The following is a 16,805-nucleotide window of genomic DNA, read 5'->3' as shown; positions in this document are numbered from 1 at the left end:
GCTGGATTATCCGTTGCCAGAGGCGCTTACAGGCTTGTCCCTTAGGGCAGTGCAACAGAAGCGGGCGCGGTTGTGTTGAGCTGGGGCCTGTGTTGCGTCGGCCTTGCGCGGGCCTGCTGGGGATGCTGGAGCTTCAGGTTCTGCTCAGTGGTGATCGGCTGCAGCACTGGGCCTTCGCGCTGCTGATCAATGCGGCGCTGATCGCCATGGCCCAGCGCCTGCCCCTGCTCACGCGCTCGGGTTGGGTGCATGCCGGCATCTTGGGCACGCTGCTGCTGGGCAGCTTGGATTGGCCTGGCTGGTGGGCTGTGGTGCTCTACCTAGGCCTTGGCTCGCTGGTGACCCGGCTTGGCTTTCGCCGCAAGCAGGCCGAGGGGCTGGCGGAATCGCGCGGCGGCCGCCGCGGCCCCGAAAACGTGTGGGGATCTGCCGCCACCGGGGCAGCCCTGGCGCTGCTCAGCCTGCTGCCATCAGCGCCTGTCACCTTGCTGCAGCTCGGGTTTGCCGCCAGCTTCAGTGCCAAGTTGGCCGATACCTTCGGCAGCGAGATCGGTAAGCGATGGGGCCGCCACACCGTGCTGATCACCACGCTCAAGCCGGTATCTCCCGGTACCGAGGGGGCGATCTCCCTGGAAGGCACCGCCGCCAGCCTGCTGGGCAGTGGCCTCATGGCGCTGGTGATGTTGCAGCTTGGCCTCTTGCAAGGTGCAAGCGCCTGGTGGCTTGTCACGTTGGTGGGTTTGTTGGCCACCCTGCTGGAAAGCCTGATCGGTGCGGGGTTGCAGCAGCGCTGCGTTTGGCTCAGCAATGAGCTGGTGAACGCGCTGCAAACCACGATCGCCGCCGTGGTGGCCATGGCGGCGGCGGAGTGGCTGGGCTTGGGCTGAGCCCTGGGGCTTGGGGCTGACCTCCTCAGTGGCTCAGCAGGGGATTGAGCTGATGGCGCAGCTCGAGCAGCAGGCGTTCACCGCGACGTTGCATGGCCTTTGGGCTCAGGCCACTGCCCTGGGCGAGCTGCCGCCAGGTGAGGTTCTGCAGCAGCCGCGCCAGGATCAAGCGCCGCTGTTGGCGCTCGAACCGGCGCAGAACACGCCAGAGGTGCCGCCGCTGCTCCCAGCCGATCACCCGGGCGTAGCGCTCGTGCACGCGGGTATCGCGCAGCTGCTCCACCAAGGACGAGAGCTCGCCATCGTCATCAAACTGGGGTTGCTCCAGGCTGGCCAGTTGCAAGCTGCGCCGCCGCGCCAGGGCCAGCTCCCAGCGCTCGAGGCTGCAGCCCAGCTCAGTGGCGAGGGCCGCGGCGGGCAGGGGGTGCAGGCCCTGCTGTTGGCGCTGCACCTGCAGGGCCTGGCCCCGCCGGTAAAGATCCAGCAGGTGATGGCTGCCGCTGATGGGGTGCGAGCGATCGCGCAGGTAGTGGCGAATCGCACCCCGGATCCAGGGCACGGCGGCGGTACTGAGACTGAGGCCGCGGCTGGGATCAAAGCGCTCCACCGCTTTGATCAGCCCCAGGCAGCCTTCTTGGCTGAGGTCGTCGAAGCTGTGGCCGCTGCGTTGGGATTCCTGGCGCGCCACCCGCCACACCAGCGGCAGGTTGGCGTGGATCAGAGCGTTGCGGTTTGCGGTGCTGCGGCACTGCTGGTAAGCCGCCATCAGGGCGGCATTGCGCTGGCTGAAGTCGGCGCGGGGCTCGAAGGAGTGCATTGGGCATGGAGCGGTTGCGTGTTTTCACGCTCGTTCGCCTCGGCCGGTGGCTGCCTCCCCTTGCCGGTGGATCATGGCTCCCCCGGATGAGGGAGGCCCCTCTGGCTGGCCTTGTGCTCAGTGGCTCACGCTGGTGATCCCGAGCGGTTGCAGATCGGCCCACTCCAACAGCGCCGGCCAGTGGCGCACGCGCTCATACACCTGGCGGTGCCCCTCATTGTTGAGGTGGATCCCGTCGCTGCAGAGCCATTGCAGCCATGCGGGGTCTTGCAACAGTCCGTTCAGCAGGGGCAGGAACGGCACATCCGCTTCCAAGCAGGCCTCCTCCAGCAGCGCTTCGTAGCGGCGCACCTGCTCGAGCTGGTACCAGAGCACATCGGCGTAAGGCATCACCGCCTCATCCACAGGCGTGAGCCCCACCACCAGCACCGGTGCGAGCGTTTTGGCCTGAATGAGCAACTGCTGCAGACCAAACAGAAAGCCATCAGCATCCAGCTGCGGGCGGCCATCCACGCGGCCGACGCGGGCGGAATCGTTGAGGCCCATGGCCAGCAAGACCCCCTGGGGGTGTTGGCGGCGCAGTTCGCCGCGGCAGCTCACCTCGCTGCGAAGCCGTGCCGCCACGCGTTCCAGGCCATCGCCGCGCACCCCCAGCGGATAGAGCACGGGGCCATTGGGAAGCCCCATCCAGTGCCGCCGCAGGCGTTCGCACCAGCCGCCCTCCTCCGGATCACCCCAGCCCACCACGCCGCTGTCGCCCAACACGATCAGCTTGCGGGGGATCGGAAGACTCATTGCAGCAGCAGCCGTTGGCGGGCGCGGTCGCTGAGATCTTCCCCCAGCAGGGTGAGCGCCGCGTACGCCACCAGCAGCAGCAGCAATTGATCAAAGGCAAAAGCGCTCAGGCTCTGGTTGAGCTGGCTGCCGAGGCCTGTGCCCGCCACCAGGCCCACCACCACTGTTTCGCGCAGGATCACATCGGCGCGGTAGGCGCCGTAGGCCAGGTAAGAGCGCGCCAGGCCGCTGAACCGTCCGTAGAGCACAGCCAGGCGTGGGCCGGAGCCACTGCAACCCAGGGCCTCCTGCCGCTGGGGCCCGGCCGCTTCGTAGCCCTCCAGCAACAGGCGCCCCAGGATTCCGAGGTTGTGAAAGCCGAGAGCGAAGGCGGCTGTGATCACCCCGGGTTTAAGCACAAACAGCAGCAGCAGGGCCGTGAGCGGCGGCGGCCACAGCCGACCGATGGCCCAGATCAGCTGCAGCAGGCGTTGCCCCCAAGGCCATGGGGCCATCAACAGCAACAGCAACGGTGCCACCCCCACCGCCAGCGATGCGGCCAGCAGCGTGAGCAGCACTGTGTTGAACACCAGCGAAGGCCAGGGCAGGGCCAGGGCTTCTTGCCAGCCGCCAGGGGCCAAGGGTGGCAGTGCCTGCCAATGCAGCAGTGCTGCCGGTTCGATGGCCAGGGCTCGTCCCACCCCGAACACCAGCGGCACCAACAGCAGGCCAGCAAGCACCAGCTCCCGGCCCCGGCGCCCCACGCCGGCCGCCCGCAGGCTGAAGCGGCTTGGCATGCCCCAGCGCCGCCGCAGGGCTCCGATTACCGCCTCCAGGCTCAACATCACTGCCAGCAGCAGCCAGAGACCACTCCACAGTTCGTGGAACTGCAGCGATTGCAGGGTGAGCATCAGCTCATTCCCCAGGCCTCCAAGGCCAAACACCCCCAGCAACGTGGCACTGCGCAGGGCGCATTCGAGCCGGTAGCCGCCGTAGCTGATCAAGCCTGGCAACAACGGTGGTCCCATCGCCGAGAGCAGCGCTGCGGGCGGGGCCGTGCCGGCGGCCATGAGGGCTTGCAGGTTGCGTTCGTTGAGGCTGTCGAGCAGATCACTCACCACCCGCGCCACCAGGGCCCCGTAGGGAATGGCGATCGCGATCACGGCAATCACCGGTTGCAGGCCAATCACCTGCAGGAGCAGCAGGCCCCAGATCAGTTCATGGATCGAGCGCGGAATCGCCAGCAGACGCCGGATGCCTTCGGCCGGCCAGCTGTGGCCGATCAGGGTGCGCCAGAGCAGCCGGGAACTGGCCAGGCCTGCGGCAATGCCGATCAGCAGGCTCGCGCACCAGCCCAGCAGGGCCATGCCTGCGGTCACTCCCAGGCCCCGCAGCAGCGACTCCAGCACCACTGGATCTGTGGAGGGCTGCACCGCAGCCAGCAGAAACTGACCGATCAGATCCCAGCCGCCGCCATGCACCAGCCCCGGCAGCAACACCAGCAGCGGCAACAGCACCAGCGCGGGCAACAGCAGCAGCAGTGGCGCAGCGGGTTTCATCGGGCGAGGCTGGGCTCTGCGATGCCGGCGTAGAGGGCTTCAAGGTCTGCGCTTTGGAGCTGCGCCACGGGGCGGTTCCAGTTGATCTTTCCCTGGCGCAAGCCGATCACTCGATCGAAGCCCTGCAGCAGATCGGGCCTGTGCAGGCTCAACAGCAACGCCCGCGGCGCAGCGGCCTGGGCCAACAGCAGCTGCAGCAGCTCCTGCGCCAGGCGTGGATCAAGGCTGGCCAGCGGTTCATCCGCCAGCAGCAGCTGCGGCTGCTGACGCAGCAAGCGGGCGATGGCCACCCGTTGCCGTTGGCCGCCCGAGAGTTCGCCCACCGATTGGCTGAGCAGATGGGGGTCGAGATCCACCTGGCGCAGCGCCTGGGCGCAGGCCTCGCTCTCCAGGGGCAGGAGCAGGTTGAGCAGTGCCCGCGGCCAGCCCCAGCTGGCTAGTCGGCCGCAGTTGAGGTTCTGCTGCACGCTGAGCTCTTCGATCAGGCGCAGGTCTTGCCAGAGGGTGCCGATGCGGGCCTGCTGGCGGCGCCGGGCCCGGGCGCTGCGTGCCCGCCGTTCGCCGCTCCAATGCACCTCGCCCTGGGCCGGTTGCAGCAGGCCATTCGCCACTGCCAGCAGAGTGCTCTTGCCGGCGCCGCTCGCCCCCAGCAGTGCCACCCGCTCACCAGCCTCAAGCCGTAGATGGATGCCCTCCAGGCGGGGGAGCTGCCGGCCTGGCACTGTCACGTTGCGCAGCTCCAGCACTGGGCTGGGCTGGCTTACGCTCGCGTTGAGGCCGGGGTTGCTCATGGCTTCCCACTGTGCCTGCCGGCCTAGAGCGTGCTGAAGCGGAAGGCCAGCAGCGCCAGGATCAGCCCCACGAGCATCAGCTCGATGATGTCGGGCCCGCGGGGATTCATCAGCGGCTCTCCTCCCCTTCGATTTGCTTCACCGAGGGCAGGGTGAGGGCCAGCACGAGCAAGGGGATCTCCAACCAGAGCACGCCATTACCCAGGGCGATCACGGCCAGGTCGATGGCCGCCAGCGAGCGCAGGAACAGCACCCACACATCGTCGCCCTCACTGCAACTGCGCTGCCAGAGCAGCAACCCGGCCACCACCAGCACCAGATCCAGCAGCAGCGTCATCGGGACGTGAGGGGCGCGGGCGAGGGGCGCACAGGTGCCCCACGATCGGAATGCCCCTCGATTCTGCTGCCTGCTGGCCTCAGACGCCCGGGATCAGCGGATCTGGCCGACCTGGCGCCCCACCTGTTCGATCCGGCTGTAGGCACTGGCCTTGGCACCGGTGAACTGCTGCGCCCCGAACAGGCTGAGGATCTGCTTCTGCTCTGGATCGCTCGGCCGCCAGCTCAGAATCGCCTTCTGGATTCGGTTGGTGAAGCCCTTGCCGAAGCGCTTGTCGAGATCGGGCTGAGCGATCCAGTGGTAATCGGGATAGCCCGGTGTTTTCCAGATCGCCATCACCTTGGAGCGGTTGGCCTTGCCGTTGTGGAGGCTGGAGCGCCACACCTGTTCGTTCACAGCGCCGGCTTCGTAGGCGCCGCTTTGCACGAGGGCGATGGTGGCGTCATGGCTGCCGCTGAAGCCCGGGGCGCCGCCGGCGAACTGATTGGGTTTTACCCCGGCCTGGCCGAGGAAGTATTGCGGCATCAAGCGGCCGGAGGTGGAGCTTTCGGAACCGAAGGTGAAGCGTTTGCCCTTGAGCTGGCTCAGCCCCTGCACGTTGGTGACCGGCTTCAGCCCGCTGCTGGTATTGGCGATGAAGATCGTGTGGAACGAGGCGTCGATGTCGCGCTGGGCGAGAACTTTGGCGCCGGGCTTCTGCAGGCGGGCCTGCACGCCTGTGAGACCACCGAACCAAACCAGATCGAGGTTGCCGGTGCGGAAGGCGCTCACCGCTGCGGCGTAGTTGGTGACGGGCACATACTGCACCTTCACCCCGAGTTGTTTGCTCAGCTCATTGGCCACGAGCCCGTAGAGCCGGTTCAGCTTCTCCGGCTGCTGATCGGGAATGGCACCGATGCGCAGCACCGGTTTGCTGCTTTGCTGGGCCTGCACGGCCGGCAGGGGAGCCAGCGCCGGACTGAGTGCGGGAAGGGCCGCCGGAGCTAGGGCCAGGCTGATGCCGGCCAGCACGGCGGCCGAACGTTCTCGGCCGCGTTGGGGGAATTTGAACATGCTCAGATGCGGAATCAGTTGCGGTATCACCGCAACAGTTGCTCCCTGATTCTCCCTGTGGGCTGTTCAGTCTGGGCGGGCGCCTAAAAGCTTTGGATGAAGCGCTCCAGCCGGCGGAGCCCTTCCTCGATGGTGCTGTTGGCGGCTGCGCAGGAGAGCCGGATGCAGCGGTCATCGCCAAAGGCAACACCGGGTACCACCGCAAGCCCGTGCTCATCGAGCAGTCGGTTGCAGAAGGTCATCGAGTCGATGCCGGTGCTGCTCACATCCGGGAAGGCGTAAAAGGCACCTTCAGGAGGAAGCAACTGCAGCCCGCTGATGGCCTGCAGACCATCGCTTAGCAATTGGCGGCGCTCATTGAACTGCGCCGCCATGGCGTGCACGCAGTCGCGGGAGCCTTCGATGGCAGCGAGGGCTCCGAACTGGGCAAAGCTGCACACGTTGCTGGTGCTCTGGCTCTGCAGGGCGATGGCGGCCTTCACTACATCGGCATGGCCAGCCAGCCAGCCGATGCGCCAGCCCGTCATCGCCCAACCCTTGGCGAAGCCATTCACGCTGAACACCCGTTCGGCCAGATCCGGCGCCACAGCCGCCAAGCTGTGGTGTTGATGGCCAGGGGCCAGCAGGAATTCGTAGATCTCATCGCACACCACCGCCACCTGGGGATGGCGGCGCAGCACTGCGGCGATGGCCTCCAGCTCCTGGCGGCTCAGCACCATCCCCGTTGGGTTGCTAGGGCTGTTGAGCACCAGCAACTTGCTGGCCGGTGTGATGGCGGCCTCCAGCTGAGTGGGATTGAGCCGGAAGCCTTCAGCGGCGGAACTGGGTAGCAGCCGCACGGAAGCACCCGCCAGGCGGGCGATCTCTGGGTAGCTCAGCCAATAGGGGGCGGGCAGCAGCAGCTCGTCACCGGGGCCGAGCAGCACCTGAAACAGGTTGTAGAGCGCCTGCTTGCCCCCGTTGGTCACCAGCACCTGTTCGGCGCTGGTGGGCACCTGGTTTTCGCGGCTCAGTTTGGCGGCGATCGCCTCCCGCAGGGCTGGCTCACCGGCAGCGGGGCCATAGCGGGTCTGGCCGTTGCGCAAGGCCGCGGCCGCGGCCTCACAAATAAAGGAAGGGGTGTCGAAATCCGGCTCGCCGGCGCTGAGGCTGCAGATGTCGTGGCCTTCGGCCTTGAGCGCCTTGGCTTTGGCGGCGATGGCCAGGGTGAGGGAAGGCTGAAGAGCCTCGGCCCGGGCGGACAGCGTCATGTTGCGCTGAAGGGTGCGCTGAGAGGGCGGGCGCAGCATCGGCGCAGCGACGAAAGGGGCAACGCCGCGGGGCTTTGCCGGTGTGGTGTTCATCCTGCCGTATTCCGTATCCGCGCAAGCGTTCAGCGCACACTGTTTGGTAGTGGCCAGCCTGGTATTCACCGTGTCTGATCCGGCCTTGTTGCATCTGATGAAGCCGGTGGCGGCGGCCTTGGTGCTTGCCGCCGACGACCCTGAAGCTCTTGCAGCGTTCTATGCCGCCTTGGTGGAAGTTTCCGCTTCGCCGGGTTTCAGCACGGCCCATTGGCGTGTGCAGCTGCCGGGGATGGGTTGTCTTGAGCTGTATCGCCCGAGCCGCCAGCGGCCCTTGCCACAGGGGCGTGGACGGCTAGCGGTGTGCCTCAAACGGCCGGGGGATCGCGATGCGCTGGAACTGTGGATGGAGCAGGCGCTGGCGCTGGGTGCCCAGCGCTGCGAAGAGCCGCGGCAGGAATCCTTTGGCTGTGAAGTGTGGCTGCTGGATCCCGAGGGCAATGGCCTGTTGCTGCTGGTGAGCGCTGCATAAAGTCGCCGCCATGACGATGTTTCCGCCCACCACCACCAGCCTGTCGGCGGGCGAGCAGGAACAGCAGCTGGCGCGGGTGGCTGAGGCCTGCGGCGGTTGCCGGCGCTGCGGCCTGGGCAGCAGCCGCACCCAGGTGGTGGTGAGCCGCGGCAATCCCCAGGCCCGGCTGATGGTGATTGGCGAAGGGCCTGGCGCCCAGGAAGACGAGCAGGGCAAGCCGTTTGTCGGGCGCTCCGGTCAGCTGCTCGATCGGATGCTCGAGAGCGTTGGCATCGATAGCAACCGCGATGCCTACGTCTGCAACATCGTGAAGTGCCGCCCGCCGGAGAACCGCAAGCCCACAGCGCTGGAGATGGCGGCCTGCCGCCCCTGGCTGGATCAGCAGATCGCGCTGGTGGATCCGCCCGTGATCCTGCTGGCTGGTGCCACGGCGGTGGAGGGCCTGCTGGGCATCAAGGGCGGGATCACCAAGTTGCGGGGCCAGTGGCGCCGCGGTGAGGGGGGCAGCCTGGAGGGGCGCTGGTTGATGCCGATCCTCCATCCCTCCTATTTGCTGCGCAACGCCTCCAAGGAGCGGGGGTCACCCAAATGGCTCACCTGGCACGACCTCCAGGATGTGCAGCGGCGTCTGGCCCAATTGACCGCTTCGCTGTGACAGGCTTGCGCCAACCTCTTCGGCCCTTGCGCGCGCTGCTGCCATGACCGCCTCTCTGGCTTCCGATCCGGTAACTGAGGCAGCGAACAATCCCCGTTACGACACGGTGATCCGCCGCCGCAAGACCCGAAGCGTGCGCGTCGGCGATCTGTGGATGGGAAGCGATCACCCGGTGGTGGTGCAGTCGATGATCAACGAGGACACACTCGACGTCGAAGGCGCCACCGCCGGCATCCGCCGGCTGCATGAGGCGGGTTGCGAGATCGTGCGGGTCACGGTGCCGTCGCTGGCCCATGCCAAGGCGATGGGTGAAATCCGCCAGCGGCTGGAGAGCACCTACAAGCCGGTGCCCCTCGTGGCCGATGTCCACCACAACGGCATGAAGATTGCCCTGGAGGTGACCCAGCACGTCGACAAGGTGCGGATCAATCCGGGCCTATTCGTGTTCGACAAGCCCGATCCCAACCGCACGGAGTTTTCCGATGCGGAGATTGCGGCGATCGGTGATCGCATCACCGAAACGTTTGAACCGCTGGTGAAGTTGCTGAAGCAGCAGGACAAGGCTCTGCGCATCGGCGTGAACCATGGCTCCCTGGCCGAGCGGATGTTGTTCCGCTTCGGCGATACCCCCCTGGGGATGGTGGAGAGTGCGCTCGAGTTCATCCGCATCTGCGACCGGCTCGACTTCCACAACATCGTGATTTCGATGAAGGCGTCGCGGGCGCCGGTGATGCTGGCCGCCTACCGGATGATGGCCGATCGCATGGATGCCGAAGGCTTCCACTACCCCTTGCACTTGGGAGTGACCGAAGCCGGTGACGGCGACTACGGCCGCATCAAGAGCACCGCCGGCATCGCCACCCTGCTCAGCGAAGGCCTCGGCGACACGATTCGCGTGTCGCTCACGGAGGCGCCGGAGAAGGAGATCCCGGTTTGCTATTCCATCCTCCAGGCCCTGGGCCTGCGCAAGACCATGGTGGAGTACGTGAGCTGCCCCAGCTGCGGCCGCACTCTGTTCAACCTGGAGGAGGTGCTCCACAAGGTGCGCAGTGCCACCGCCCATCTCACCGGCCTCGACATTGCCGTGATGGGCTGCATTGTGAACGGCCCTGGCGAGATGGCGGATGCCGATTACGGCTATGTGGGCAAGACCCCGGGGGTGATTTCCCTCTACCGCGGCCGCGACGAAATTCGCCGGGTGCCGGAGGCCGAAGGTGTGGAGGCGCTGATTGCCTTGATCAAGGATGATGGCCGCTGGGTGGATCCCTGAGGGATTCTCCGGTTTTCCCTCCTTCCCAGGCCCGAATCAGGGGCTAGTTTGAGTTCATTGCAAGGGCTCAGGAGCTCGTTGATGGGCAGCATTCGGGGTAAGCGGGTCCTGGTGCTGGTGGGTGTGGGTGCGCTCGGGGCCATGGCCCTGCCGCCACTGCTGGCACCCAGTGCCGCCTCCTTGGTCAGCGATAGCCCCAAGGAGGTGATTGATCAGACCTGGCAGATCGTTTTCCGCGACTACCTGGACATCAACGGCAAGTACACGCCAGAGAAATGGCGCAACTTGCGCCGCCAGGTTCTCTCCAAAACCTATGGCAGCTCAAAGGAGAGCTACGAAGCCATCCGCGGCATGCTCGCCAGCCTGGATGATCCCTACACGCGGTTCATGGATCCGCGTGAGTTCAAGGAGATGCAGATCGACACCTCCGGTGAACTCACCGGGGTGGGCATCCAGCTGAGCCTCGATAAAGACACCAAGGAGTTGGTGGTGGTCAGCCCGATCGAGGGCTCTCCCGCCTCCAGGGCCGGTGTGATGCCCAAAGACGTGATCCTGTCGATCGACGGCAAGAGCACCAAGGGCATGTCGACCGAGGACGCGGTGAAGCTGATCCGCGGTCAGGCCGGCACCACTGTGAATCTGCAGCTGCGCCGCGACGGCAAGGTGGTGGCGGCACCGCTGGTGCGCGCCCGCATCGAGCTGCACGCCGTTGACAGCCAGGTGAACACCACGGCCGATGGCACCCGCATCGGTTACATCCGCCTCAAGCAGTTCAACGCCAATGCCGCCAAAGATATGGCGGATGCCCTCAAGAAGCTTGAGGGCGAGAACGTGCAGGGTTATGTGCTCGATCTGCGCAGCAATCCCGGCGGTTTGCTGATGGCCAGCATCGCCATTGCGCGCCAATGGATGGATGAGGGGGTGATCGTTTCCACCAAAACCCGCGACGGCATTCAGGACACCAAGCGCGCCAATGGTCGTGCTCTCACCCAGCGCCCGCTGGTGGTGCTGGTGAATGAAGGTTCAGCCAGCGCCAGTGAAATCTTGTCTGGCGCTCTGCAGGACAATCACCGCGCTGTGGTGGTGGGTGAGAAGACCTTCGGCAAGGGCCTCGTTCAATCGGTGCGCGGCCTCTCCGATGGTTCCGGCATGACCGTGACCATTGCCAAGTACCTCACCCCGAATGGCCGTGATATCCATAAGCACGGCATCGACCCGGATGTGCGCGCCAAGCTCACGGCCCAGGAAGCTCAGAAGCTGCGGCTCGAAGATCTCGGCACCGCCAAGGACAGCCAGTACCGCACTGCCGAGTCCACCCTGCTCAAGCAGGTGAAAGCAAGCCATGGTGTGACCAAGGCCAAGCTCTACAACCCGGCCAGCGCCAACGTTCCAGCAGCACTGAATGGAGCAGGCAGCAGCCGCTGAGGCTGCCGCCTGATTCATGGGGCTCAGGCGGCGCTGCCCACCGGCTGCATCAGGCCGCCACCAGGAGTGGAATCGTCGTCATCGTTGCCGGCATCTCCTTGCAGCAGGGCGAACACACCGAGAGCAATGAGGCCCACCAGTGAGGAAATCAGGCTCAGGCCGCCGCCGAAGCTGGAACCCAGATCGATCACCTCGCCCAGACCAGCGCCCATGAGAGCCCTTAACAGAAGTTCTCACAATTGTAACGGACTTTTGCGCGTCTGAGAGGCCTGGCGTGATCCGGAGCCAGGCCTTGCCCTGGCTTGGCTTTAAACCGTCAGCACAGCCTCGTTTTTGGCCTTGATCCGCTCGGTGCGCTGGGCATCGGTGAGGCCATCGGAGCCGGGGATCTGCTCGGCCATTTGCTTGAGCCAATGCATCAGCTCCTCCACCTGTTTTTCCATCGGCAGCACCCCGAGGCCGCGGGCCAGCACCTTGGAGGTGGTGCCGGAGCCGGCCTGGAACACCAGCCGCCCATGCAGGTGCTGGGGCAGCCCCTGGCGCAGCAGCCGGAAAGCCGGCTCCTCCATCGGTGTTTCCAGCGCGATGTTGGGTTTCTCCGGTTTGATGCGTGAGAAGCCGCAGCGTTTGGCCAGCAGCTTCAGCTCCATCAGCTGCAGCAGGGAGATCACCGGCGCCGGGATCGCTCCATAGCGATCCACCCAGTCGGTGGCCAGCTGCAGCAGAGCATCTGTGCTGCTGCAGTCGGCCGCGGCGCGGTAGGCCGCCATCTTCTCGTCATTGTCGGCGATCCAGTCGCCGGGGATGAAGGCAGTGATCGGCAGATCGATCTGGGTGTCGTCCACGGCTGGGATGTCCTGGCCCTGGATCTCGGCGAGGGATTCCTGGAGCATCTCCATATAAAGGTCGAAGCCGATGGTTTCCATCTGGCCGCTCTGCTCCACCCCCAGCAGGTTGCCCACGCCGCGGATCTCCATGTCGCGCATGGCGAGCTGGTACCCGCTGCCCAGTTGGGCGAATTCCTGGATGGCTCGCAGCCGCTGCCGCGCCGCCTCGCTCAACGAGGCATCACCGGGATAAAACAGCCAGGCATGGGCCTGGATGCCGCTGCGTCCCACCCGGCCACGCAGCTGGTACAGCTGGGCTAGGCCGAATTTGTGGGCGTCCTCGATCAGGATCGTGTTGACGCGCGGGATGTCGAGACCGCTCTCCACGATCGTGGTGCAGAGCATCAGATCGGCCTCGCCGGCGTTGAAGGCCACCATGGCGCTCTCCAGCTCGCCCTCGGCCATCTGGCCGTGGGCCACAAGCAGCCGCAGGCCCGGGATCATCAGCCGCAATCCTTCAGCAACGTCTTCGATGCCCTCCACCCGCGGCACCACGTAGAAGATCTGGCCGCCGCGATCCAGCTCCTGGCGGATGGCACTGCGCACCGCTTCTTCGTCTAACGCGGCGAGGTGGGTTTTGATCGGACGGCGCAGCGGCGGAGGCGTGGTGATCAGGCTCATCTCGCGTACACCCGAAAGGCTCATATAGAGGGTTCGCGGGATCGGGGTTGCCGAGAGCGTCAGCACGTCGACGTCTTTGCGCAGGGCCTTGATCTTTTCCTTCTGGTTCACGCCGAAGCGCTGCTCCTCATCCACCACCAGCAGGCCCAGCTGTTTGAACGTGGTGCTCTTGCCAAGCAGTTGGTGGGTGCCGACCACCACATCCACCGTGCCTTCGCCGAGCCCTTCCTGGATCGCCTTGCGTTCGCCGGCGGTGCGGAAGCGGTTGAGCAGGCTCACCTTGATCGGATAGGGCGCAAAGCGCTCCGACAGCGAGCGCCAGTGCTGCTGCGCCAGCACCGTGGTGGGCGCCAGCATCGCCACCTGCTTGCCGGCCGTCACCGCTTTAAAGATCGCGCGGATCGCCACTTCGGTTTTGCCGAAACCCACATCGCCGCACACCAATCGATCCATTGGTTGGGGCTTCTCCATATCGCGCTTCACATCGGCGATCGCCTTGAGCTGATCGGGCGTGGGTTCGTAGGGGAACGATTCCTCCAGTTCGCTTTGCCAGGGGCCATCGGCGGGGAAGCAGAAGCCCGCGGCCTGGTGACGCTCGGCGTAGAGCTTGACCAGATCGAGCGCCACCTTGCGCACGGCTTTGCGGGCTCGCTCCTTGGCCTTGCTCCAGGCGGTGCCGCCCATGCGGTTGAGATCGGGCGGCTGCTCGGTGGTGGCGCGGTAGCGGCCGAGACTTCCCAGCTGATCGGCGGCTACTCGCAGCAGGCCATCGGCGTATTGCACCACCAGGTAGTCGCGCGATTCACCGCTGATCGCCAGCTTCTCGAGCTTGAGGAACTTGCCGATGCCGTGGTTGCGGTGCACCACGAAATCGCCGGGCCGCATCTTGTTGGGATCCACCGTGCGGCTGGCGGCCTTGCGGCGGCGGCGCACATAGCCCGTGGCCGTGAGCGATTGCTGGCCGAAGAATTCCCTGTCTGTGATCAGCGCCAGCTTCCAGGCCGGCAGCTGCAACCCCTCCAGCTCAGCGGTGCCCTTGGTTTTCAGGGCAACAGGTGTGTTTTGCTCGATCAGCCGATCGATGGAGGCAATGTCGCCCGGGTTGGGCACGAAGCGGCTGATGCAGTCGTGCTCCTCCAGCAACGCCACGGCCCGTGTGGGCTGGGCGGAGAGCAGCCACACCTTGGCCTTGTCGCGCTGGAAGCCCTTGATCAGCTCGGCGAGTTTGCCGAATTGATTGGGGTAGGCCGGTACCGGCCGGCTAGCCAGATCGAAGCTGTTGGCACGGCTATCGCTCTCATGCAGCTCCGCCAGATCGAAGCCGGCGAAGACCTCGATGGTGGCCAGCGCTTGATCGGGTGCACGATGCATCACCGCCGGCAGCTCAACGCCCAGCTCGGCGCTCACTTCGCTGTGGTGGTCGCTGGCGTGATCGAACCACTGCTGGCCGTGGGCCAGGCAATGGCGCCGTTCATCCACGGCGATCAGGGTGTTGGCGGGGAGATAGCTGAGTAGCGAGGCAGGTTCACCCCAGGCCAGGCCCATCAGCCGACGCATTCCTTCGGGTGTGCCCCCTTCCAGCAGTTGATCCAGTGCCTCTGGGCTGAGCAACTGATCGAGCCCATCGGGCATCGTTTCGCGCAGCGCTGCGGCGATCAGCGGGCCGTAGCCGCTGGGGGTAAGGCGCACCACCTCGATCGGATCGAGGGAGCGCTGGCTGGCGGGATCGAATTCCCGAAGCTTTTCCAGCTCCTCCCCGAAAAATTCCAGGCGCACCGGCAGTTCGGCGGATACCGGGAAGACATCAACGATGTCGCCGCGGCGGCTCCAGCTGCCCTCTTGCTCGATCGCGGTGACACGTTCGTAGCCCAGGCGAGTGAGCGTTTCGCCCAGCTGCTCGAGATCCACCGTGTCGCCCTTCCGCAGAGTCAGGCACTGGGCCTTGAGGGCTGCCGGTGGGGGGAGATGCGGCTGCAGCGCCCGTTCGGTGGCCACGATCGCCAACCGCTGGCCGCCTGTCTTGGCGCCATCGTCACCGCCGGGCAGATCCAGCAGTTCGCTGAGCACCTGCAGCTGGCCCCAGGTGATCTCGCTTGTGTGATCGAAGGGCTCATAGGGACTGCCCTCACTGGTGGGATACAGCTGAGCGCTGCTCCAACCCATCAGCTCCAACAGCGCTGCCCAGCGGCCCGCTTCCTCCAGGGTGGGCACCAGCACCAGCAAGGGTGCCTCGGCTGCGGCCGCCAGGGCGCTGCTCACTAGGGCCCGCGCTCCCCGACCGGCACCGCTCAACCGCAGCCGCTCCGGCCGCTGGCTGCGCTGCAGCACCTCGCCCGTAAGCGGAGCCTGCTGCAGCTGGCGCACCAGGGCGGTGAGGGGCATGGAGCTCAATCGGCACAGCGGCCCATCCTCGCAAGAATGGGTGGATGGCCAGCGCCCCAGCTCGCTTCGGTTGCCTGAGCAGGGTTGCAGCGCTGGCGCTGTTGTTGGTGGCTGGCGCGTCTTTGAGCCGTCTGGCGCAGCGCCCTAACCCCCAAGCCTTGGTATCCAGTGGTGATTTCGTGCTCACCCCGGAGCGCGAGTCAGGCCTCTTCGCTCAGCTGGGGGCTGCTGATCAGGCCTGGGTGCCGCGGGCAGAGCCGATCCCCGGCGGTGGCACCCGCTACGTCTATCAAAAACGCCCGGATGATCAGCCCCTCTCGCTGGTGCAGATCAAGGCTTTGATGCGTGATCCGCCAACGTTCGTTATGGAGCGATCGGTGATCCGCCAATTGCTCACGCAGATGCGGCAGTCGGGTGTCACGGTGCTGATCGGCCCGCCGCGCAAGCAGGGCGCGGCCGGTGAATGGGATCCGGCCAGGGGGGTGCTGCGGATTCGGCCCGACATTCCTGCCAAAGGCAGCCGTGAATTTGCTCGTGTTCTCAATCATGAAGCCATCCACGTGGCTCAGAGCTGTCGCAATGGGGCCCTTAGCGCCCATCCGAAGTTGCTCGGTTTGTCGCGGCAGGTGCAGGGTGCAGCGCGGCGTCATCTCCAAGAACCCCTCTACCGCAACAGCAGTGCTTTGGAGCGAGCTTTAGAGGAAGAGGCCTACGCAAACCAGAACAACCTCCAGCTCGGTGTTCGGCTGATCACGGCCCATTGCCGGTTGGGGTAGTGCATCCCTCGAGCACACAGAAGCCTTCCTCTAGACGCAAGCGCCCTGCGAGCGCACCATCCAGCAGCTGAATACGCACTGGGGCCTGGGCTTCGCTGGGCAAATCACCGGCGTAGTGGCCATGGGCAATGCCGCGGGCCCACCCCCTCCCTCCAGAAACGGCGGCGCTGCGCGGCGTGAGCCATACCAGGCGATGGGGGGGCAGCTCCACAGCGGCTTGCGTGGGCTCCCCTGCTGCGGGTTGACGGGCCAAACGCCAGGCGCGGCAATGATCGCCGTTTTCAAGCAGCACGTCGTAGTGGCAACCGCTGGGATCGTCCGGGGCGCCGGTGTGCTCCAGCAGGGCGTAGCGGGGCATGGGCTGGCTCAGGCCTCCACCGGGCTCATCAGCGACTCCTCCAGCAGCATGTTGAAGTGCAGCAGTGGTCAAAACGTAGAACCAGCCTAGTACCAACGGTTCTCAGCGGCTCCAACGTCTGTTACAACGTCTGTTATCAACGTCTGTTTGTCCGCGATGGGGCGCCGTAGAGGGCCACGGAAGAAGAGCAACGGAGGCCCGAACTGGTACGCATGTCTCACCGTGCCCAAGGAGCTTCAGCGCAAGGCTGGCAAGCGTGAGCTGTGGCAGTCCCTAGGAGGCTGCTGAAAAAGCGAGAGAAAGCCGGCCTATTGGCCGCTTCGTGACCGTTGTTGGCTCCGCGCCAATCAGATTGACCGCCTCCAATGGGCTGGCCAGCAGCTTTGACGAACCTGAAT

At 65.7% G+C, this 16,805-nt stretch carries 16 protein-coding genes; 6 read left to right on the top strand and 10 right to left on the bottom strand.

The features are described 5' to 3' along the window. Positions 1–122: 122 nt before the first annotated feature. Positions 123–887 (top strand): DUF92 domain-containing protein, encoded by a 765-nt coding sequence (locus ACIQ2E_RS03945; protein WP_398326477.1) that lies wholly within the window; start codon positions 123–125, stop codon positions 885–887. 25 nt (positions 888–912) lie between these two features. On the opposite strand, the gene ACIQ2E_RS03940 is transcribed toward ACIQ2E_RS03945, so the two are convergent. The 7 genes from ACIQ2E_RS03940 to ACIQ2E_RS03910 form a co-directional block, all read right to left on the bottom strand. Further along, positions 913–1,704 carry a sigma-70 family RNA polymerase sigma factor gene (locus ACIQ2E_RS03940; RefSeq protein WP_398326474.1) on the bottom strand — a complete coding sequence of 264 codons (792 nt, stop codon included), beginning with the start codon at positions 1,702–1,704 and terminating at the stop codon, positions 913–915. Positions 1,705–1,821: 117 nt separating this feature from the next. Then, complete coding sequence (locus tag ACIQ2E_RS03935; protein WP_398326472.1) at positions 1,822–2,499, bottom strand: GDSL-type esterase/lipase family protein; 678 nt, start codon at positions 2,497–2,499, stop codon at positions 1,822–1,824. Next, positions 2,496–4,037, bottom strand: coding sequence for a PhnE/PtxC family ABC transporter permease (locus tag ACIQ2E_RS03930; RefSeq protein ID WP_398326469.1), 1,542 nt, complete (start codon positions 4,035–4,037; stop codon positions 2,496–2,498). The genes ACIQ2E_RS03935 and ACIQ2E_RS03930 overlap by 4 nt, the downstream gene beginning before the upstream one ends. Beyond that, positions 4,034–4,828 (bottom strand): ATP-binding cassette domain-containing protein, encoded by a 795-nt coding sequence (locus ACIQ2E_RS03925; protein WP_398326466.1) that lies wholly within the window; start codon positions 4,826–4,828, stop codon positions 4,034–4,036. The genes ACIQ2E_RS03930 and ACIQ2E_RS03925 overlap by 4 nt, the downstream gene beginning before the upstream one ends. A gap of 109 nt (positions 4,829–4,937) precedes the next feature. Continuing rightward, positions 4,938–5,165, bottom strand: coding sequence for a hypothetical protein (locus ACIQ2E_RS03920; RefSeq protein ID WP_398326463.1), 228 nt, complete (start codon positions 5,163–5,165; stop codon positions 4,938–4,940). A 93-nt stretch (positions 5,166–5,258) separates the two neighbouring features. Next, positions 5,259–6,218, bottom strand: coding sequence for a putative selenate ABC transporter substrate-binding protein (locus ACIQ2E_RS03915; RefSeq protein ID WP_398326460.1), 960 nt, complete (start codon positions 6,216–6,218; stop codon positions 5,259–5,261). An 83-nt stretch (positions 6,219–6,301) separates the two neighbouring features. After that, the gene (locus tag ACIQ2E_RS03910; RefSeq protein WP_398326458.1) at positions 6,302–7,468 is read right to left on the bottom strand and encodes a pyridoxal phosphate-dependent aminotransferase; all 1,167 of its coding nucleotides are present in this window, start codon (positions 7,466–7,468) and stop codon (positions 6,302–6,304) included. Between the two features lie 163 nt (positions 7,469–7,631). On the opposite strand from ACIQ2E_RS03910, the gene ACIQ2E_RS03905 reads away from it, so the two are divergent. From ACIQ2E_RS03905 to ACIQ2E_RS03890, 4 genes are all read left to right on the top strand, one after another. Then, the gene (locus ACIQ2E_RS03905; protein WP_398326455.1) at positions 7,632–8,033 is read left to right on the top strand and encodes a VOC family protein; all 402 of its coding nucleotides are present in this window, start codon (positions 7,632–7,634) and stop codon (positions 8,031–8,033) included. Between the two features lie 10 nt (positions 8,034–8,043). Continuing rightward, positions 8,044–8,688, top strand: a complete 645-nt coding sequence (locus tag ACIQ2E_RS03900; RefSeq protein ID WP_398326452.1) for a uracil-DNA glycosylase family protein — start codon at positions 8,044–8,046, stop codon at positions 8,686–8,688. Between the two features lie 43 nt (positions 8,689–8,731). Continuing rightward, positions 8,732–9,958, top strand: coding sequence for a (E)-4-hydroxy-3-methylbut-2-enyl-diphosphate synthase (ispG, locus tag ACIQ2E_RS03895; RefSeq protein ID WP_398326450.1), 1,227 nt, complete (start codon positions 8,732–8,734; stop codon positions 9,956–9,958). Positions 9,959–10,039: 81 nt separating this feature from the next. Beyond that, positions 10,040–11,383: a S41 family peptidase gene (locus ACIQ2E_RS03890; RefSeq protein WP_398326447.1), complete on the top strand. Its 1,344-nt coding sequence runs from the start codon at positions 10,040–10,042 to the stop codon at positions 11,381–11,383. A gap of 23 nt (positions 11,384–11,406) precedes the next feature. Here ACIQ2E_RS03890 and ACIQ2E_RS03885 read toward each other — a convergent pair whose 3' ends face one another. After that, entirely contained in the window at positions 11,407–11,595 is a 189-nt protein-coding gene (locus ACIQ2E_RS03885; protein WP_398326444.1) for a hypothetical protein, read from the bottom strand. Between the two features lie 96 nt (positions 11,596–11,691). Then, positions 11,692–15,273, bottom strand: a complete 3,582-nt coding sequence (gene mfd, locus ACIQ2E_RS03880) for a transcription-repair coupling factor (protein WP_398326441.1) — start codon at positions 15,271–15,273, stop codon at positions 11,692–11,694. 44 nt (positions 15,274–15,317) lie between these two features. Here mfd and ACIQ2E_RS03875 point away from each other — a divergent pair, with 44 nt between their 5' ends. Then, entirely contained in the window at positions 15,318–16,049 is a 732-nt protein-coding gene (locus tag ACIQ2E_RS03875) for a hypothetical protein (protein ID WP_398326438.1), read from the top strand. On the opposite strand, the gene ACIQ2E_RS03870 is transcribed toward ACIQ2E_RS03875, so the two are convergent. Next, positions 16,024–16,407 carry a hypothetical protein gene (locus ACIQ2E_RS03870; protein WP_398326435.1) on the bottom strand — a complete coding sequence of 128 codons (384 nt, stop codon included), beginning with the start codon at positions 16,405–16,407 and terminating at the stop codon, positions 16,024–16,026. The genes ACIQ2E_RS03875 and ACIQ2E_RS03870 overlap by 26 nt on opposite strands. Positions 16,408–16,805: the final 398 nt, after the last annotated feature.

This window comes from Vulcanococcus sp., from assembly GCF_044369115.1.
In the GTDB taxonomy this organism is placed as follows: Bacteria; Cyanobacteriota; Cyanobacteriia; order PCC-6307; family Cyanobiaceae; genus Vulcanococcus.
The sequence above is the reverse complement of the archived record's forward strand: the minus strand, read 5'-3'. Positions and strand labels throughout refer to the sequence as shown.

What these genes read in the sequence shown, in the direction of transcription:
- ACIQ2E_RS03935 (WP_398326472.1), bottom strand. Translation starts at nt 2,499, where the DNA reads ATGAGTCTTCCGATCCCCCGCAAGCTGATCGTGTTGGGCGACAGCGGC.
- ACIQ2E_RS03875 (WP_398326438.1), top strand. Translation starts at nt 15,318, where the DNA reads ATGGCCAGCGCCCCAGCTCGCTTCGGTTGCCTGAGCAGGGTTGCAGCG.
- ACIQ2E_RS03885 (WP_398326444.1), bottom strand. Translation starts at nt 11,595, where the DNA reads ATGGGCGCTGGTCTGGGCGAGGTGATCGATCTGGGTTCCAGCTTCGGC.
- ACIQ2E_RS03940 (WP_398326474.1), bottom strand. Translation starts at nt 1,704, where the DNA reads ATGCACTCCTTCGAGCCCCGCGCCGACTTCAGCCAGCGCAATGCCGCC.
- ACIQ2E_RS03925 (WP_398326466.1), bottom strand. Translation starts at nt 4,828, where the DNA reads ATGAGCAACCCCGGCCTCAACGCGAGCGTAAGCCAGCCCAGCCCAGTG.
- ACIQ2E_RS03915 (WP_398326460.1), bottom strand. Translation starts at nt 6,218, where the DNA reads ATGTTCAAATTCCCCCAACGCGGCCGAGAACGTTCGGCCGCCGTGCTG.
- ACIQ2E_RS03910 (WP_398326458.1), bottom strand. Translation starts at nt 7,468, where the DNA reads ATGACGCTGTCCGCCCGGGCCGAGGCTCTTCAGCCTTCCCTCACCCTG.
- ispG (WP_398326450.1), top strand. Translation starts at nt 8,732, where the DNA reads ATGACCGCCTCTCTGGCTTCCGATCCGGTAACTGAGGCAGCGAACAAT.
- ACIQ2E_RS03920 (WP_398326463.1), bottom strand. Translation starts at nt 5,165, where the DNA reads ATGACGCTGCTGCTGGATCTGGTGCTGGTGGTGGCCGGGTTGCTGCTC.
- mfd (WP_398326441.1), bottom strand. Translation starts at nt 15,273, where the DNA reads ATGCCCCTCACCGCCCTGGTGCGCCAGCTGCAGCAGGCTCCGCTTACG.
- ACIQ2E_RS03870 (WP_398326435.1), bottom strand. Translation starts at nt 16,407, where the DNA reads ATGCCCCGCTACGCCCTGCTGGAGCACACCGGCGCCCCGGACGATCCC.
- ACIQ2E_RS03890 (WP_398326447.1), top strand. Translation starts at nt 10,040, where the DNA reads ATGGGCAGCATTCGGGGTAAGCGGGTCCTGGTGCTGGTGGGTGTGGGT.
- ACIQ2E_RS03900 (WP_398326452.1), top strand. Translation starts at nt 8,044, where the DNA reads ATGACGATGTTTCCGCCCACCACCACCAGCCTGTCGGCGGGCGAGCAG.
- ACIQ2E_RS03930 (WP_398326469.1), bottom strand. Translation starts at nt 4,037, where the DNA reads ATGAAACCCGCTGCGCCACTGCTGCTGCTGTTGCCCGCGCTGGTGCTG.
- ACIQ2E_RS03945 (WP_398326477.1), top strand. Translation starts at nt 123, where the DNA reads ATGCTGGAGCTTCAGGTTCTGCTCAGTGGTGATCGGCTGCAGCACTGG.